The organism is Kosakonia sacchari SP1 (assembly GCF_000300455.3).
Classification (GTDB): Bacteria; Pseudomonadota; Gammaproteobacteria; order Enterobacterales; family Enterobacteriaceae; genus Kosakonia; species Kosakonia sacchari.
The window spans coordinates 4,874,881-4,892,301 of the sequence record NZ_CP007215.2 but is presented as its reverse complement, the minus strand read 5'-3'; the positions used below and the strand labels follow the sequence as shown (position 1 = coordinate 4,892,301).

The 17,421-nt window shown below is 52.0% G+C and carries 16 protein-coding genes; 1 reads left to right on the top strand and 15 read right to left on the bottom strand.

Going from position 1 to position 17,421, the window contains the following annotated elements:
* Positions 1-15: 15 nt before the first annotated feature.
* The 8 genes from phoU to glmU form a co-directional block, all read right to left on the bottom strand.
* The gene (phoU, locus tag C813_RS46070; protein WP_017458061.1) at positions 16-741 is read right to left on the bottom strand and encodes a phosphate signaling complex protein PhoU; all 726 of its coding nucleotides are present in this window, start codon (positions 739-741) and stop codon (positions 16-18) included.
* Positions 742-810: 69 nt separating this feature from the next.
* The gene (pstB, locus tag C813_RS46065) at positions 811-1,584 is read right to left on the bottom strand and encodes a phosphate ABC transporter ATP-binding protein PstB (RefSeq protein WP_017458060.1); all 774 of its coding nucleotides are present in this window, start codon (positions 1,582-1,584) and stop codon (positions 811-813) included.
* 46 nt (positions 1,585-1,630) lie between these two features.
* The gene (gene pstA, locus C813_RS46060; RefSeq protein ID WP_017458059.1) at positions 1,631-2,521 is read right to left on the bottom strand and encodes a phosphate ABC transporter permease PstA; all 891 of its coding nucleotides are present in this window, start codon (positions 2,519-2,521) and stop codon (positions 1,631-1,633) included.
* A complete protein-coding gene (gene pstC / locus C813_RS46055; RefSeq protein ID WP_017458058.1) occupies positions 2,521-3,480 on the bottom strand; it encodes a phosphate ABC transporter permease PstC in 960 nt (319 codons plus the stop codon). The genes pstA and pstC overlap by 1 nt, the downstream gene beginning before the upstream one ends.
* A 123-nt stretch (positions 3,481-3,603) precedes the next feature.
* Entirely contained in the window at positions 3,604-4,644 is a 1,041-nt protein-coding gene (gene pstS, locus C813_RS46050) for a phosphate ABC transporter substrate-binding protein PstS (protein ID WP_017458057.1), read from the bottom strand.
* 272 nt (positions 4,645-4,916) lie between these two features.
* Positions 4,917-5,495, bottom strand: a complete 579-nt coding sequence (locus C813_RS46045; RefSeq protein ID WP_017458056.1) for a hypothetical protein — start codon at positions 5,493-5,495, stop codon at positions 4,917-4,919.
* Positions 5,496-5,560: 65 nt separating this feature from the next.
* Complete coding sequence (gene glmS, locus C813_RS46040; RefSeq protein ID WP_025263783.1) at positions 5,561-7,390, bottom strand: glutamine--fructose-6-phosphate transaminase (isomerizing); 1,830 nt, start codon at positions 7,388-7,390, stop codon at positions 5,561-5,563.
* 207 nt (positions 7,391-7,597) lie between these two features.
* On the bottom strand, positions 7,598-8,968 hold the full coding sequence (gene glmU / locus C813_RS46035; protein WP_017458054.1) for a bifunctional UDP-N-acetylglucosamine diphosphorylase/glucosamine-1-phosphate N-acetyltransferase GlmU: 1,371 nt from the start codon (positions 8,966-8,968) through the stop codon (positions 7,598-7,600).
* 343 nt (positions 8,969-9,311) lie between these two features.
* Here glmU and C813_RS46030 point away from each other — a divergent pair, with 343 nt between their 5' ends.
* Complete coding sequence (locus C813_RS46030) at positions 9,312-11,429, top strand: right-handed parallel beta-helix repeat-containing protein (protein ID WP_017458052.1); 2,118 nt, start codon at positions 9,312-9,314, stop codon at positions 11,427-11,429.
* A gap of 336 nt (positions 11,430-11,765) precedes the next feature.
* On the opposite strand, the gene C813_RS46025 is transcribed toward C813_RS46030, so the two are convergent.
* The 7 genes from C813_RS46025 to atpE are packed head-to-tail and all read right to left on the bottom strand — an operon-like array spanning position 11,766 to position 17,398.
* A complete protein-coding gene (locus tag C813_RS46025) occupies positions 11,766-12,185 on the bottom strand; it encodes a F0F1 ATP synthase subunit epsilon (protein ID WP_017458049.1) in 420 nt (139 codons plus the stop codon).
* Positions 12,186-12,205: 20 nt separating this feature from the next.
* On the bottom strand, positions 12,206-13,588 hold the full coding sequence (gene atpD / locus C813_RS46020; RefSeq protein WP_017458048.1) for a F0F1 ATP synthase subunit beta: 1,383 nt from the start codon (positions 13,586-13,588) through the stop codon (positions 12,206-12,208).
* A 26-nt stretch (positions 13,589-13,614) separates the two neighbouring features.
* Positions 13,615-14,478 (bottom strand): F0F1 ATP synthase subunit gamma, encoded by an 864-nt coding sequence (gene atpG / locus C813_RS46015; protein ID WP_017458047.1) that lies wholly within the window; start codon positions 14,476-14,478, stop codon positions 13,615-13,617.
* Between the two features lie 50 nt (positions 14,479-14,528).
* A complete protein-coding gene (gene atpA, locus C813_RS46010) occupies positions 14,529-16,070 on the bottom strand; it encodes a F0F1 ATP synthase subunit alpha (protein ID WP_017458046.1) in 1,542 nt (513 codons plus the stop codon).
* Between the two features lie 12 nt (positions 16,071-16,082).
* Positions 16,083-16,616, bottom strand: a complete 534-nt coding sequence (gene atpH / locus C813_RS46005) for a F0F1 ATP synthase subunit delta (RefSeq protein ID WP_017458045.1) — start codon at positions 16,614-16,616, stop codon at positions 16,083-16,085.
* Between the two features lie 13 nt (positions 16,617-16,629).
* Positions 16,630-17,100: a F0F1 ATP synthase subunit B gene (gene atpF / locus C813_RS46000; RefSeq protein ID WP_017458044.1), complete on the bottom strand. Its 471-nt coding sequence runs from the start codon at positions 17,098-17,100 to the stop codon at positions 16,630-16,632.
* A gap of 58 nt (positions 17,101-17,158) precedes the next feature.
* On the bottom strand, positions 17,159-17,398 hold the full coding sequence (gene atpE / locus C813_RS45995; protein WP_007369368.1) for a F0F1 ATP synthase subunit C: 240 nt from the start codon (positions 17,396-17,398) through the stop codon (positions 17,159-17,161).
* Between the last annotated feature and the right edge of the window lie 23 nt (positions 17,399-17,421).

Here is a 17,421-nt window from a genome sequence, read left to right as displayed (position 1 = left end):
TGGGGGGTTTTCACATCACTCTTTGGGATCTTTTCCGGCGAGCAGCTTATCCAGTTCATCGCCGCCCACGTGACGGAAATCCTGGCCCTTCACGAAGTAGAAGATGTATTCACAGATATTCTGGCAACGGTCGCCGATACGCTCGATGGAACGGGCGCAGAACAGCGCGGTCAGCACGCTGGGAATGGTGCGGGAATCTTCCATCATGTAGGTCATTAACTGACGCACAATGCCTTCATATTCCTGATCCACTTTTTTATCTTCGCGGTAGATACGCACCGCTTCGTCCAGATCCATACGGGCGAAAGCGTCCAGCACGTCATGCAGCATCTGCACGGTGTGGCGGCCCAGCGATTCAAGGCTTACCAGCAGCGGCTGATGTTGCTGGGAGAATTTTTCCAGCGCGGTACGGCAGATTTTATCCGCCACGTCGCCAATACGTTCCAGCTCAGCGATGGTTTTAATGATCGCCATAACCAGACGCAAATCGCTCGCCGTCGGCTGACGCTTGGCGATAATGCGCACACAGGCTTCATCGATGGCGACTTCCATCATATTGACCTGTTTGTCGCCCTCAACAACGCGCTTAGCCAGCTCGCTGTCCTGGTTGTGCATGGCGGTGATCGCATCAGAAAGCTGCTGCTCCACCATTCCACCCATGGTCATTACCTGAGTGCGAATGCTTTCCAGCTCAGCGTTGAACTGCCCGGAAATGTGTTTGTTAAGGTTGAGATTGTCCATGGTGCACTCCAAATGCCCGACAGATTTCACGTTGTAACAGGGTTGCTGAGACCTTTACGGTTCGGCAAATCAACCATAGCGCCCGGTAATGTAGTCTTCCGTTTGCTTCTTCTTCGGCTTCGTGAACAGATCATCTGTATTGCTGAACTCAATCAACTCACCGAGGTACATAAATGCCGTGTGATCGGAACAGCGCGCCGCCTGCTGCATGTTGTGCGTTACGATAACAACGGTGTAATCCTGTTTCAGTTCCGTAATCAGCTCTTCGATACGACCGGTTGAGATCGGGTCGAGCGCGGAACAGGGTTCATCAAGCAACAGAACTTCCGGGCGGATCGCGATGCCGCGGGCGATGCACAGACGCTGTTGCTGACCACCAGAAAGAGAGTACCCGCTCTGGTGCAGTTTATCCTTGGTTTCGTTCCATAATGCGGCCTTAGTCAAAGCCCACTGCACGCGCTCGTCCATATCCGGGCGTGAAAGCTTCTCAAACAGGCGCACTCCGAAAGCGATATTGTCATAAATCGACATCGGGAACGGCGTTGGCTTCTGAAACACCATCCCTACTTTCGCGCGCAGCAACGCAATATCCTGCGTGTTCGTCAGAATGTTGTCGCCATCCAGCAGGATCTCGCCTTCAGCGCGCTGTTCAGGATAAAGCTCAAACATTTTGTTAAACGTACGCAACAACGTGGACTTACCGCAACCCGACGGCCCGATAAACGCCGTCACCTGATTTTTGGCAATATCCAGGCTGATGTTTTTCAGTGCATGGAATTTGCCGTAATAGAAGTTCAAATCGCGAACCTGAATCTTACCCGGCGTCGTTTCAACCATACTCATTTATCTCTTTCCTCAACTCGACGCCGCTTTCGCCGCGTCGCAAAAATTAACCGTGTTTACTCTTCGCGAAAATGACGCGCGCCAGAATATTTAACAACAGTACGCAGAGAGTGATGATCAGCACCCCGGCCCAGGCCAGTTGCTGCCACTCGGCAAACGGGCTCATAGCGAATTTGAAAATCGTCACCGGCAAGTTAGCGATAGGCTGCATCATATCGGTGCTCCAGAACTGGTTGGAGAGCGCGGTAAACAGCAACGGCGCCGTTTCACCCGCAATACGCGCGACAGCCAGCAGCACGCCAGTCATAATCCCGGATACCGAGGCTTTCAGGGTAATCGCGGAAATCATCTTCCACTTCGGCGTTCCCAGCGCGTAAGCCGCTTCACGCAGACTGTCCGGCACCAGTTTCAGCATGTTTTCCGTGGTACGGATGACAATCGGCACTTGCAACAGCGCCAGCGCAATCACACCAGCCCAACCTGAGAAGTGCTGCATCTGCGCGACAACAATGGTGTAAACGAACAGGCCGACCACAATCGAAGGCGCGGAAAGCAGGATGTCATTGATAAACCTAATAATTTCAGCCAACAGTGATTTACGGCCATATTCCGCCAGATAAATCCCGGCCATAATGCCCAGCGGCGTACCGACAACCGTTGCCCAGAGAATTAACAGTCCGCTGCCCGCCAGGGCGTTAGCCAGGCCACCGCCCGCCGTATTGGGTGGCGGCGTCATTTCAGTAAACATCGCCAGCGACATACCATCAAAACCGCGTGTAACCGTCGACAGCAGGATCCAAATCAACCAGAACAGACCAAAGGCCATGGTCGCCATCGACAATGTCAGGGCAATACGGTTTTTCAGACGGCGGCGCGCCTGCATTTTGCGACGCGATTCAGCCAGTTGAGCGGTGCTTTGCATTTCAAGCGTAGCCATTAGCGTGCCCCCTCGTTTTTCGCCAGGCGCATGATCATAAATTTAGAAATGGCCAACACGATAAAGGTGATCACGAACAGGATAAGCCCCAGTTCCATCAATGCCGCGACATGCAAGCCCGATTCGGCTTCGGCAAACTCATTCGCCAGTGCAGAGGTAATACTGTTACCAGGCATAAACAGCGAAGCACTGTCGAGCTGGTAGGTGTTACCGATGATAAAGGTCACCGCCATGGTTTCACCCAGTGCACGCCCCAGCCCCAACATTACGCCACCAATCACCCCGTTTTTGGTAAATGGCAACACAATACGCCAGATAACCTCCCAGGTGGTGCAGCCAATGCCGTAAGCCGACTCTTTCATCATCACGGGTGTTTGTTCGAATACATCGCGCATGACCGCCGCAATGTACGGAATAATCATAATGGCGAGGATCACCCCGGCAGCCAGAATGCCGATACCAAAGGCGGGGCCGGAAAACAGCGCGCCGACAAAAGGAATGTTGGAAAGGACATTGCCCACCGGTTCCTGGAAGTAAGTCGCGAACAGCGGAGCAAAAATAAACAGCCCCCACATGCCGTAAACAATACTCGGGATCGCCGCCAGCAGCTCAATAGCAATACCCAGCGGACGTTTCAGCCAGTTTGGCGACAGCTCCGTCAGAAACAGTGCGATACCAAAACTCACCGGAACCGCGATAAGCAGCGCAATGACCGAGGTAACAATGGTGCCGTAAATCGGTACCAGCGCCCCGTAGACGTCATTCGGTGCATCCCACTCTTTGGTCCACAGGAAAGAAAAACCAAACTTCTGAATGCTTGGCCATGAGGAGAAAATCAGAGACACGATAATGCCGCTGAGCAGCAATAACACAATCAGCGCAGCCAGTCTTACCAGTGCGCTGAATAACATGTCGCCTTTTTTACCCGGGGGATTAAATGCCGGCTTGGTTGCAGCCATAAATTACTCTTCAGTTTAACGTCTTACGAATTTGCCCGCAGGCACTTGCGCTTGTCGGCCTACAGAAGATCTGTAAGGCGGATGGTGTAAGCGCCATCCGCCATGTTCTTCAAAAACGAGTGCTTAGTACAGTGCTTTACCGCTGCTGTCTTTCACGTTGGCTTTCCAGGCAGCGCGAACTTGTTCAACAACGCCATCCGGCAGAGTTGCGTAGTCGAGGTCGTTAGCTTGTTTGCCGCCTTTTTTGTAGGCCCAGTCAAAGAACTTCAGCACTTCGGCACCCTGTTCAGGTTTAGCCTGCTCTTTGTGCACCAGAATGAACGTGGTGGAGGTGATTGGCCACACATCCGCACCTTTCTGGTTAGTCAGATCCTGCGCGAAAGACTTGCTCCAGTCGATATCTTTAGCCGCGTTGGAAAAACTGGTTTCCGTCGGGCTAACCGCTTTACCATCGGCAGAGAGCAGCTTGGTGTAGGTCAGGTTGTTCTGCTTAGCGTAAGCATATTCAACGTAACCGATAGAGCCCGGCAAACGCTGGACGAACGCGGCGATACCGTCGTTACCTTTACCGCCCAGGCCGGTCGGCCAGTTAACGGTAGAACCAGAACCGACTTTAGATTTCCACTCTTCGTTCACTTTCGCCAGGTAGCTGGTGAAAACGAAGGAAGTACCGGAGCCATCAGCGCGGCGAACCACAGCGATGTTCTGTGAAGGCAGTTTCAGGCCAGGGTTGAGTTTGGCGATAGCCGCGTCATCCCATTTTTTGATATTGCCCAGGTAAATATCACCCAGGGTTTTGCCGTCCAGCACCAGCTCACCGGATTTAACACCCGGGACGTTGATTGCCAGTACGATACCGCCGATCACGGTCGGGAACTGGAACAGGCCTTCCTGAGCCAGTTTGTCGTCAGACAGGGGGGCATCGGACGCACCGAAATCAACAGTTTTAGCAGTAATTTGTTTAACGCCACCAGAAGAACCGATACCCTGGTAGTTAATCTTGTTACCTGTTTCTTTCTGGTAGGTATCAGCCCACTTGGCATACACCGGCGCCGGGAAAGTTGCGCCCGCGCCTGTCAGGCTGGCAGCTGCGTTTACAGCAAATGCACTCAGAGAAAAGGTCGCGGCGACAACAGTTGCGACAGTGGTACGCATAACGTTCATAATGTCTCCTGCAAGAATCGTAAATCGTTGTTTAGTGGCTACGATGAGCAAAATAGGACACTTTGATGACAGTTATATGCAATGATTGTTACTGTTTGATGACAGCAACGAATTACGGCCCGATTTAACGAATGTCGGATGATTTATCAGCGAGATAAAAAAGCTGATGACGATAAGATGTCAGAAAAATTTTAGTTTTATGACATTAAAAACGTAGCTGAATCTGACAAGAAGTCCTAACGAAACGCGAGAAAATGCCACCGCTTATCACTTTATTTACGCTTAGATTGCGTCAACGCCTGACGCCGGAATTGAGCGATTTTTAGCGATACACGCCACTGCACTAATTTCGTGAGTTCCGGCCCGTTCATCACTTTCCGTGTAAGCCATAACAGAACAATACCAATCCCCCAAAAAACCAGAGACAGTGCGGAAAACGGAGTAATGAGCAGCCATCCTGCCACTGGCACGTTGCAAACACATAACAGCAACCAGACAACCAAAAATAATTTTAAGGAGAGCGTGCGCCCTTTTTCTATGCCGATAAGCGCCACGACCAGGATAAAAAATACCGCGACACCGACGATAAAACCCAGACCACCAATGGTGGTTTTCACCGTCAGCGCAAGGCAGACATAGCTCAGTAACAAGGCATAAAACACGACCGTTACGCTGCCATAAAATGTCATCCCACCTCTGCCTGCAGGATAGGCTTTTGGCATCTCTTTAAATGCCTCCGCAGCCAGCTTCAACTGCGCCAGCTTGCGACCCGCGATTCCCGCATCAACGCCCCGGCAATAATTGATGAGCGCATACAACCTCGCACCTGCCATTTTTTCCAACAAACTCATGCGTATCCTTAAAAAAGAGGCTGCCATAAGGCAACCTCTTTCTACACGATGACAAGCTTAAAACCTTATTCAACGGTAACCGATTTCGCCAGGTTACGCGGCTGATCCACGTCGGTGCCCTTGATCAGCGCAACGTGGTAAGCCAGCAATTGCAGCGGCACGGTATAGAAGATTGGTGCGATCACCTCTTCTACATGCGGCATATCGATAATGTGCATATTGTCGTTGCTGGTGAAACCGGCATCCTGATCGGCAAAGACATATAGCACGCCGCCACGGGCGCGAACTTCTTCGATGTTGGATTTCAGTTTTTCCAGCAGTTCGTTGTTTGGCGCAACGACAATGACCGGCATATCGGCATCAATCAGCGCCAGCGGACCATGTTTCAGTTCACCAGCAGCATAGGCTTCAGCGTGAATATAGGAGATCTCTTTCAGCTTCAGCGCGCCTTCCAGCGCGATCGGATACTGATCGCCACGGCCAAGGAACAGCGCATGATGCTTGTCGGAGAAATCTTCTGCCAGCGCTTCAATGCGTTTATCCTGCGATAACATCTGCTCAATGCGGTTCGGCAGAGCCTGCAAACCGTGAACGATATCGTGCTCAATGGCCGCATCCAGCCCTTTCAGGCGGCTCAGTTTCGCCACCAGCATCAGCAATACGGTGAGCTGAGTGGTGAACGCTTTGGTTGATGCAACGCCGATTTCCGTACCGGCTTTGGTCATCATCGCCAGGTCGGATTCGCGCACCAGCGAGGAACCCGGAACGTTACAAATTGCCAGCGAACCCAGATAACCCAGCTCTTTTGACAAGCGCAGCGCCGCCAGCGTATCTGCCGTTTCACCAGACTGCGACAGCGTGATCATCAGGCTATTGCGACGCACCGCAGATTTGCGATAGCGGAACTCAGAAGCGATTTCGACATCGCACGGAACACCCGCCAGTGCCTCAAACCAGTAGCGAGAAACCATACCGGAGTTGTAAGACGTACCGCAGGCAACAATCTGAATATGCTCAACTTTCGACAACAATTCGTTGGCATTCGGCCCCAGTTCGCTCAGATCAACTTCACCGTGGCTGATGCGGCCAGTCAGGGTGTTTTTGATGGCGTTCGGCTGCTCGTAGATCTCTTTCTGCATGTAATGGCGGTAAATACCTTTATCGCCAGCGTCGTATTGCAGATTCGATTCGATCTCAGGGCGTTTAACCTGCGTGCTGGATTTATCGAAAACCGTCACGCTACGGCGAGTCACTTCAGCAATATCGCCCTCTTCGAGGAAAATAAAGCGGCGGGTAACCGGCAGCAACGCCAGCTGATCGGATGCAATAAAGTTTTCGCCCATGCCAAGACCGATAACCAGCGGACTGCCAGAACGCGCTGCCAGCAGCGTGTTAGGATCGCGGGTATCCATAATAACCGTGCCATATGCACCGCGTAACTGCGGGATCGTGCGCAGCACAGCTTCACGCAGCGTACCTCCCTGCTCCAGTTCCCAGTGCACCAGGTGCGCGATAACTTCGGTATCCGTTTCAGAAACAAACACATAACCGCGTGCTTTTAACTCTTCACGCAGCGGTTCATGGTTTTCGATGATGCCGTTATGCACCACAACAATATGGTCAGAAACATGCGGATGCGCATTCCCTTCCGATGGCTCACCGTGCGTTGCCCAGCGGGTGTGCGCAATACCGGTTCCACCGTGCAGAGGATGTTCTTCCGCTGCCTGAGAGAGCATCTGCACTTTACCGAGACGACGCAAACGGGTCATGTGACCTTGTGCATCAACCACTGCCAGACCAGCAGAGTCATAACCACGGTATTCCAGACGACGAAGGCCTTCGAGAAGGATTTCAGCTACATCACGTTGCGCGACTGCGCCAACAATTCCACACATATTTTTTGATTCCGATTTTGGCATTATGCCTTTTGTTGTCGGTCAACCTGTTTACACGTCATGCTTCGACGCTGCCTTTATACAACGCGAATTATTGAGTGTAAGTGTCCGATTACCGGACTCCCCGAGCCTTGTAGAAAGTGGGGTTATTTTTATAGGTACTGCATTTGGGCGGGGGAATTATCTTTCCCCTCATCCCTGAAATCGTTACTTCTTCTTCACAGGACGCTGCCAGCCTTGTTTTTGCACCTGCGGCACGCGGCTTAAAACCAGTTCATTTTCGTTAACGTTGCGCGTTACCGTCGTACCGGCGGCAATCGTCGCACCTTTACCGACCATGACAGGTGCCACCAGCTGCGTATCAGAACCGACAAACACATCATCACCAATGATGGTTTTATGCTTATTCGCACCGTCATAGTTACAGGTGATAACGCCTGCGCCAACATTCACGTTGTCGCCAATTTCCGCATCGCCAAGATACGTCAGATGGCCCGCTTTAGAGCCTTTACCCAGACGCGCTTTTTTCATTTCCACAAAGTTGCCGACATGCGCGCCAGCCAGCAGTTCAGCGCCTGGACGCAAACGCGCAAAAGGCCCGATGGTACATGCCGCTTCCAGACGAGCATCTTCCACAACGCTGTATGGGCTGATTTCGCAATCGTCGCCAATTTCGCTGTTTTTCAGGATGCAACCAGCACCGATCTTCACGCGATGGCCAAGCTTAACGTGACCTTCAATGATGACGTTAGCATCGATCTCGACATCCCGCCCGTGCTCCAGCGTACCGCGCAGATCGAAACGAGCAGGATCGCGCAGCATAACGCCTGCCAGCAGCAGTTTCTCCGCTTGTTCAGACTGGTAAGCGCGCTCCAGACGCGACAACTGAAGACGATTGTTAACGCCTTCCACTTCGCTCAGGCGCTGCGGGTGCACAGCGACGATTTCACGCCCTTCCAGATAAGCCAGCGCAATGATATCGGTGATGTAGTATTCACCCTGGGCATTGTTGTTAGTGAGTTTGCCAAGCCAGCGTTTCATATCGCCGCCATTGGCGATCAAAATACCGGTGTTGATTTCATTAATCTTACGCTGCTCTTCGCTGGCATCTTTCTGTTCAACAATGCCCGTCACGACGCCGTTTTCGCGCGTGATGCGGCCATATCCAGTAGGGTCATCCAGAACCACCGTTAACAAACCGATCCCACCTTGCGGTTTTGCCGCACGCAGACGTTCCAGTGTTTCCACTGAAATCAGCGGCACATCACCGTAGAGCATGAGAATATCTTCGTCATCAGCGAAGAACGGCGCAGCCTGCTGCATCGCATGACCAGTGCCCAGCTGTTCAGCTTGTAAAACCCAATTGAGTTTATCGTCAGAAAGGCGTTGTTTGAGCAGATCGCCGCCATGTCCATACACCAGATGAACGTGGTTCGCGCCAAGAACAGTCGCAGTATCAATGACATGCTGAACCATCGCTTTCCCTGCAAGCGTATGCAGCACTTTGGGAAGATCGGAATACATGCGTGTACCTTTGCCCGCAGCAAGGATCACCACACTCATTTTTGTGTTCAACATATGCGTCCTGACTCTATTTTGGGAAAGAAGTAAACCTCTTTCACGTTGAAAATTCTACATATTTTGTAGCATGAAATGGATTGCCGACGAAACGCTCAAGTTCGGCGATTACAGGCCATTTGAATGCTAGTTGGTGCGCAGAGTAAATCAGTTTACCGCTGAAAAATAGCGCCATTTCCTGCTGGTGCTAATTCATACAATGGGTTAGCCATTTTTTTCATCCTGAATAAAGATCGCACAAAAACAAAACGGCGTTTTAATCATCGAAGAGTGTGACGCACAAAAAAGAAACAGCGTTTCATCTTGATGATAATGGCAGGCAATTATCAATCAGGAGAATAGAATGAATTATAAAATACCTCTGGCCCTCACAGTTTGCAGTTCACTTATTTCCGTTCCTGCGTTGGCTGCAACAGCCCCTGTCTGGAAAGCTATTGCTTTCGGGCAATCTACCGACGTGAATTTCTCATCGAATGTGTTACCGGAAAAAATAGGCGTCAATGATGTCACCATCGCCGGTAAAAAGCTCTCTGTCGCGGATGAGGTAACGTTAACAAATCCGATCACCATTGAAAGCCGTGGCGGCAAAATTGCCAATTCCCACGACGGGCTGACGTTTTTTTATACCCAGCTTCCCAGTAACGAAAATTTTGTCTTGCAGGCGACCATTACTGTTGAACAGTTCGGTCCGGAAAACGGTGCAAAACCCGCCGCGCAGGAAGGTGCAGGTTTGCTGGTACGAGACGTGATAGGTGCTCCGCGCCAGCAGCCGCTGAAAGAGGGTTATGAAGAGTTTCCGACGGCATCGAATATGGTGATGAACGCCATTATGACGCAGGATAAAAAAGATAATTTCCGCGTGAAGATGCAAGCGATTACCCGCGAGGGGATCAGCCAACCGTGGGGGAACGCCGGCGCCACGATCTCGAAACAGAGTTATCAGGAAGAGGTTGATCTTCGCCAGACGCCAACCTTCCGCATGAAATTAGAACGTACCAATGACGGTTTTATCAGCGCATGGGCACCGCAGGGCAGTGATCAATGGGTCAGCCGCAGCGTACCGCGCGCCAATTTGATTTCGGTGCAGAATAAGGATCACTATTACGTGGGTTTTTTTGCCTCACGTAACGCCAAAATCGTAGTCAGCGATGCCACATTAACCACCAGCAAAGCCCAGACCATCGACTCGAAGCCCTGGCAGACTAAGCCGTTGCCGGTTGTCGTACAAATAGCCTCTCCCACACAAAGCATTGGCGAAGCCTACACAGTGCAGGCACGCGCTAATTATGATGGCTTGTTTAGCGTTCGGCAGAACGAAGTGGTGATCGGTAATGAAAAACCGGTGAAAGCGGGTGAAATGTATACTCTGCCAACCCACCTGTCGGCAGAGAACACGTTTGCACTGACCTTTACGCCGACAAGCGGCAAAGACACCACTCCCATCGCGCAAACATTCACTGTCGAAAGGGTTGCCGGAACGATGGCTTCTACTCTGTATGCCGCAGCCGATGGTAAAGCGGATGGTGAAGGCACCGCTGCATCGCCTCTGGATTTGCCGACAGCAATCTCTCTGCTGCCGCCAGGCGGGACGATTAACCTGAAAGCCGGAGATTATGCCCGGGCAGAAATCCCACTCACTGCCAGCGGCTTACGTGATAAACCAAAAACGCTGCAAGCCGATGGCAAAGCGGTGATCCACGGTTTACTGGTTGATGCCAGCTACTGGCATATCAAAGGCATTGAAGTTACCGACAAGAGCCTGCGCGTGCAGGGTAGTCATAACGTGATCGAAAAAGTCGTCGCCTGGCGTAATGACGATACCGGCATTCAAATATCCTCACCGGAAAACATTGGTCGCGCGTTGTGGGCGAGCCATAATCGCGTGATCGATGCTGAGTCATGGGGGAATGAAGATCCAGGCAAAATTAACGCTGACGGTTTCGCGGTGAAGATGCGCGTCGGTGACGGGAACCGCCTGGAGAGATGCTTCTCCCATGACAATATCGATGACGGTTTTGATTTGTTTAATAAGATTGAGGACGGCGGGAACGGTGTTGTGGTGATCGAGAATTCTATTGCCAGCAACAATACCAGCAACGGTTTCAAACTGGGGGGAGAAGGACAGCCAGTCGCGCATCAGGTGCGGAACAGTAAAGCGATTGCTAACCATCTGGACGGTTTCACTGACAACTTTAACCCTGGTGCGCTGGTGGTGGAGAACAATATCGCTGCGGATAATCAACGGTTTAACTTTATTTTTCGCCCAAGTCCCTACGGTGACGCGTCTACTCAGGGGAAATTCACCAATAACAAATCCGTGCGCAGTGCGCCGGGCCGCTATGACGATGCAGTGACCGGAAATATTGATGAGACGAATTATTTCATTGCGAAAGGGCAGAGCGTGAACAACAAGGGAAAAGTTCTGGATAGCGGGACAGTGCTGGCGGAACTGAAGATGTAGCCAGATGGCGCTCGCTTATCACACAACGGTAAGCGTGGCGCCACTCGGCATATCAGCAATTAATGATTGAACGTACCGAAAGAGATGTTCATGTTGCTGAAGAGAGCGATGATTTTGTTGATCAGTTTCATAATGGTTTCCTGCTTTGACTGAAGGTTATTTTCTGTGATGAACTTCACAAAAAAGAGTCTACGCCTCATTTTTTAACCGATCAACATTTTTGTGACTTGCATCACAAAATAATAAAACACACTTTCAGTTTCATATTTACTGGAACGCAGCCATAAAAAAAGCCAGCCTGGAAACCAGACTGGCTTTTTAACGTTCAAGCCGGTGTTACATCGCTTTTTTGGTCAACTCGATAACACGCAGTTTCGCGATGGCTTTCGCCAGCTCCGCAGACGCCTGAGCGTAATCCACGTCACCGTGAGAGCTATTAATGTGCTCTTCTGCTTTACGCTTCGATTCCAGGGCTCGCGCTTCGTCGAGATCCTGGCCACGAATAGCGGTATCAGCCAGAACGGTCACGCTGCTCGGTTGCACTTCAAGAATGCCGCCGGACAGATAGATAAACTCTTCATGACCGAACTGTTTTACGATGCGGATCATACCAGGCTTAATGGCGGTGAGCAGCGGCGCGTGACCCGGGAAAATACCCAGTTCACCTTCACTGCCCGTTACCTGGATTTTTTCGACCAGACCAGAGAACATTTGTTGCTCTGCACTGACGACATCCAGGTGGTAAGTCATTGCCATATCACCCTCCGATTAAGGCGTTAAAGTTTTTTGGCTTTTTCCACTGCTTCTTCGATGGAACCAACCATGTAGAACGCCTGCTCCGGCAGGTGATCGTATTCGCCTTCCATAATGCCTTTAAAGCCACGGATGGTGTCTTTCAGGGAGACGTATTTGCCCGGAGAACCGGTAAATACTTCCGCTACGAAGAACGGCTGGGACAGGAAGCGCTGGATCTTACGTGCGCGAGCTACCACCAGTTTGTCTTCTTCAGACAGCTCATCCATACCCAGGATGGCGATGATGTCTTTCAGTTCCTGATAACGTTGCAGCAGAGACTGTACGCCACGCGCGGTGTCGTAGTGTTCCTGACCAACAACCAGCGGATCCAACTGACGGCTGGTGGAATCCAGCGGGTCAACAGCCGGGTAGATACCCAGAGACGCGATCTGACGGCTCAGTACCACGGTTGCGTCAAGGTGCGCAAAGGTGGTGGCTGGTGACGGGTCAGTCAAGTCATCCGCAGGTACGTATACCGCCTGAACGGAAGTGATAGAACCGGTTTTGGTGGAGGTGATACGTTCCTGCAGAACACCCATCTCTTCCGCCAGCGTCGGCTGGTAACCTACCGCTGAAGGCATACGGCCCAGCAGTGCGGATACTTCAGTACCGGCGAGGGTATAACGGTAGATGTTGTCGACGAACAACAGAACGTCACGACCTTCGTCACGGAACTTCTCAGCCATGGTCAGGCCGGTCAGCGCAACGCGCAGACGGTTTCCCGGCGGCTCGTTCATCTGGCCGTAAACCAGGGATACTTTATCCAGAACGTTGGAGTCGGTCATTTCGTGGTAGAAGTCGTTACCCTCACGAGTACGTTCACCCACGCCCGCAAACACAGAGTAACCGGAGTGCTCGATCGCGATGTTACGGATCAGCTCCATCATGTTTACGGTTTTACCTACGCCCGCACCACCGAACAGACCAACTTTACCGCCCTTAGCGAACGGACACATCAGGTCGATAACTTTGATGCCGGTTTCCAGCAGTTCCTGAGAGCTGGACAGCTCTTCATAGGAAGGTGCCGCACGGTGAATAGCCCAACGCTCTTCTTCACCGATGTCGCCTTTCATGTCGATCGGCTGACCGAGCACGTTCATGATACGACCCAGTGTTGCTTTACCTACCGGGACTTCGATCGGGTGCGCAAGGTCATTAACTTCCAGACCACGACGCAGACCGTCAGAAGAACCCATGGCGATGGTACGTACGATACCGCCACCGAGCTGCTGCTGAACTTCCAGCACCAGCGTCTCGTTACCATTTTTAACCTCAAGAGCATCGTACACGCGCGGTACGGCATCCTGAGGGAATTCGACGTCAACTACGGCGCCGATTACCTGGACAATTTTTCCAGTAGCCATCATGAATCCTCTACGAATTAACCTGGTTATACCGCGGATGCACCACCGACGATTTCGGTGAGTTCCTGAGTAATGCTGGCCTGACGAGCTTTGTTGTATACCAACTGCAGCTCTTTAATCAGGCTGCCGCCATTGTCGGTCGCGGCTTTCATCGCCACCATACGTGCGGCCTGCTCGCTGGCCAGGTTTTCCACAACACCCTGGTAAACCTGAGATTCAACATAACGACGCAGGAGCGTATCCAGCAGCGCTTTTGGATCAGGTTCATACAGATAATCCCAGGATTTACGCTTCAACTCTTCATCTTCTGCAGCCGGTAACGGCAGCAGCTGAGTGATGGTCGGAACCTGAGACATAGTGTTGATAAATTTGTTGCTAACAATATAAAGCTTGTCGAGACGACCTTCGTCGTAGGCTTGCAACATCACTTTTACCGGGCCAATCAGTTCTGACAAGGACGGGTTATCACCCATGCCTGTCACCTGAGCGACAACGTTGCCACCTACGGAATTAAAGAAAGAGACGCCTTTAGAGCCGATCATCGCGAGTTCGCTCTGAACGCCTTTATCGGACCATGCTTTCATATCCGCCAGCAGTTTTTTGAACAGGTTAATGTTCAAACCACCGCACAGACCACGGTCGGTCGACACCACCAGGTAGCCCACGCGTTTAACGTCGCGTTCTTCCAGATAGGGGTGCTTATATTCCAGATTACCGTTTGCAAGGTGACCAATCACTTTGCGCATGGTATCTGCATAAGGACGGCTGGACGCCATGCGATCCTGCGATTTACGCATTTTGGAAGCGGCGACCATCTCCATCGCTTTAGTGATCTTCTGCGTGTTCTGGACGCTTGCGATCTTACTACGTATCTCTTTTGCGCCGGCCATGAGCTTCTCCTCAATGCCTTGCGGCCTGCCCTAAGACAAGCCGCCAGACGTTACCAGGATTGGGTTGCTTTGAAGGAATCGAGGAGGCCTTTCAGCTTGCCTTCGATTTCGTCGTTATAGCCACCGGACTGGTTAATCTCTTGCATCAGCGGAGCGTGATCACGGTCAGCGAAAGCCAACAGTGCGGCTTCGAAGCTACCAATTTTCGCCAGTTCCACATCTTCGAGGTAACCGCGCTCAGCCGCGAACAGCACCAGGCCCTGTTGTGCAACAGACATAGGGGCATACTGTTTCTGTTTCAGCAGCTCGGTCACTTTCTGACCGTGGCTCAGCTGTTTACGGGTCGCTTCATCCAGATCGGAAGCGAACTGAGAGAACGCCGCCAGTTCACGATACTGCGCCAGTGCGGTACGAATACCACCGGACAGTTTCTTGATGATCTTGGTCTGAGCTGCACCACCCACACGAGATACGGAGATACCCGGGTTAACCGCCGGACGAATACCGGAGTTAAACAGGTTGGTTTCCAGGAAGATCTGCCCATCGGTAATAGAAATTACGTTGGTCGGAACGAACGCAGAAACGTCACCCGCCTGGGTTTCGATGATCGGCAGCGCGGTCAGAGAACCGGTTTTACCTTTCACTTCACCTTTGGTGAAGTTTTCAACGTATTCAGCATTAACGCGGGATGCGCGCTCCAGCAGACGAGAGTGGAGATAGAATACGTCGCCCGGGAATGCTTCACGTCCTGGCGGACGACGGAGCAGCAGGGAAACCTGACGGTAAGCGACTGCCTGTTTAGACAGGTCATCGTATACGATCAGCGCATCTTCACCGCGGTCACGGAAGTATTCGCCCATTGCGCAACCGGCATACGGCGCCAGGTATTGCAGTGCAGCAGATTCAGAAGCGGTTGCCACAACAACGATGGTGTTGGACAGTGCGCCGTGCTCTTCCAGTTTACGAACCACGTTAGCAATGGTGGACGCTTTCTGGCCGATAGCCACGTACACACATTTGATGCCGGAATCGCGCTGGTTGATGATCGCATCGATTGCCATCGCGGTTTTACCGGTCTGACGGTCACCGATGATCAGCTCACGCTGACCACGACCGATTGGGATCATGGCGTCAACGGATTTATAACCCGTCTGAACCGGCTGATCGACGGACTGACGATCGATAACACCCGGGGCGATAACTTCGATTGGCGAGAAGCCATCGTTATCAACCGGACCTTTACCGTCGATCGGCGCGCCCAGGGTGTTGACCACACGGCCAAGCAGACCACGACCAACCGGAACTTCCAGAATACGGCCAGTACACTTCACCTTCATGCCTTCGGCGAGGTCAGCGTACGGACCCATCACAACGGCACCTACGGAGTCGCGCTCCAGGTTCAGTGCGATAGCGTAACGGTTACCCGGCAGAGAAATCATCTCGCCCTGCATACAGTCGGCCAGGCCGTGGATGCGGATAACACCGTCGCTTACAGAAACAATAGTACCTTCGTTGTGAGCTTCGCTCACAACACTGAACTGAGCAATGCGCTGCTTGATCAGTTCGCTGATTTCGGTGGAATTCAGTTGCATGCTCCAGTCCCCTTAAGACTGCAAGACGTCTGCAAGGCGTTCAAGACGGCCGCGTACGCTGCCATCAATGACCATATCACCCGCACGGATGATTACGCCTGCCATTACAGACTTATCGATATTGCAATTCAGCTTCACTTTGCGTGACAGACGTTTTTCCATCGCGGCGCGGATCTTCGAAAGCTGTTCTTCACTCAGTGCGGACGCGGAAGTCACTTCGACTTCTGCGATAGCCTCGCTGGCTGCGCGTAACTGAATAAACTGCTCAAGAACATCAGGAAGCACTTTGATTCGACCATTTTCAGCCATCACCCGGATCAGGTTCTGACCTTTGTCGTCAAGTTGCTCCCCACAAACTGCGATAAACGACTTAGCGAGCGTTTCTGGTGCTAACGCGCCGGAAATAAGCTCTGCCATGTCTTCATTTTTCGTCACCTCGGCGGCGAACGCCAGCATGTCCTGCCAGCGGTCAACGCTCTGAGTTTCGACGGCAAAGTCAAAAGCTGCTTTGGCGTAGGGGCGAGCTACCGTTACAAATTCAGACATCAGCCCCTCCTCCTTACAGTTCAGCGACCAGTTTATTCACGATGTCGCTGTTAGCAGCTTCATCCACGGAACGCTCGATGATTTTCTCGGCGCCGGCTACTGCCAGCAGAGCCACTTGCTTACGCAGCTCTTCGCGGGCGCGTTTGCGTTCGGCGTCAATTTCCGCCTGCGCCTGCGCCACGATTTTGGTACGTTCCTGCTCGGCTTCTGCTTTTGCTTCGTCCAGGATCTGAGAACGACGTTTGTTCGCCTGTTCAATGATTACCTGAGCTTCAGCTTTCGCTTTTTTCAGCTGGTCGGTCGCATTGGCCTGTGCAAGGTCAAGGTCCTTTTTGGCTCGTTCTGCGGAAGCAAGACCGTCAGCAATTTCTTTCTGACGTTTTTCGATGGCAGCCATTAACGGCGGCCATACGTACTTCATGCAGAACAGAACGAACAGGACAAACGCGATGGCCTGGCCGAGGATTGTTGCGTTTAGATTCACAGCACAATGCCTCTTATCTGGTTAACGTTCTAAACAATTGCTTGAAAAGCAACCCTTACTACGCGACAGCAAACATCACGTACAGACCCAGACCCACAGCGATCATCGGGATAGCATCCACCAGACCCATTACGATAAAGAACTGAGTACGCAGCAGAGGAATCAGATCCGGCTGACGCGCTGCGCCTTCCAGGAATTTACCCCCGAGGATGCCGATACCGATCGCAGCACCGATTGCCGCCAGACCCATCATCACAGCGGCAGCCAAGTACAGCAGATCCATATTCAGGTTTTCCATGACAGTCTCCAGTTTGTTTCAGT

Excerpts from the sequence above, each read along its gene's own strand:
- C813_RS46045 (WP_017458056.1), bottom strand. The coding sequence starts at position 5,495 with ATGAGTTTGTTGGAAAAAATGGCAGGTGCGAGGTTGTATGCGCTCATC.
- glmS (WP_025263783.1), bottom strand. The coding sequence starts at position 7,390 with ATGTGTGGAATTGTTGGCGCAGTCGCGCAACGTGATGTAGCTGAAATC.
- atpA (WP_017458046.1), bottom strand. The coding sequence starts at position 16,070 with ATGCAACTGAATTCCACCGAAATCAGCGAACTGATCAAGCAGCGCATT.
- phoU (WP_017458061.1), bottom strand. The coding sequence starts at position 741 with ATGGACAATCTCAACCTTAACAAACACATTTCCGGGCAGTTCAACGCT.
- pstS (WP_017458057.1), bottom strand. The coding sequence starts at position 4,644 with ATGAACGTTATGCGTACCACTGTCGCAACTGTTGTCGCCGCGACCTTT.
- atpG (WP_017458047.1), bottom strand. The coding sequence starts at position 14,478 with ATGGCCGGCGCAAAAGAGATACGTAGTAAGATCGCAAGCGTCCAGAAC.
- pstA (WP_017458059.1), bottom strand. The coding sequence starts at position 2,521 with ATGGCTACGCTTGAAATGCAAAGCACCGCTCAACTGGCTGAATCGCGT.
- pstB (WP_017458060.1), bottom strand. The coding sequence starts at position 1,584 with ATGAGTATGGTTGAAACGACGCCGGGTAAGATTCAGGTTCGCGATTTG.
- atpE (WP_007369368.1), bottom strand. The coding sequence starts at position 17,398 with ATGGAAAACCTGAATATGGATCTGCTGTACTTGGCTGCCGCTGTGATG.
- pstC (WP_017458058.1), bottom strand. The coding sequence starts at position 3,480 with ATGGCTGCAACCAAGCCGGCATTTAATCCCCCGGGTAAAAAAGGCGAC.
- C813_RS46025 (WP_017458049.1), bottom strand. The coding sequence starts at position 12,185 with ATGGCAATGACTTACCACCTGGATGTCGTCAGTGCAGAGCAACAAATG.
- atpD (WP_017458048.1), bottom strand. The coding sequence starts at position 13,588 with ATGGCTACTGGAAAAATTGTCCAGGTAATCGGCGCCGTAGTTGACGTC.
- glmU (WP_017458054.1), bottom strand. The coding sequence starts at position 8,968 with ATGTTGAACACAAAAATGAGTGTGGTGATCCTTGCTGCGGGCAAAGGT.
- C813_RS46030 (WP_017458052.1), top strand. The coding sequence starts at position 9,312 with ATGAATTATAAAATACCTCTGGCCCTCACAGTTTGCAGTTCACTTATT.
- atpH (WP_017458045.1), bottom strand. The coding sequence starts at position 16,616 with ATGTCTGAATTTGTAACGGTAGCTCGCCCCTACGCCAAAGCAGCTTTT.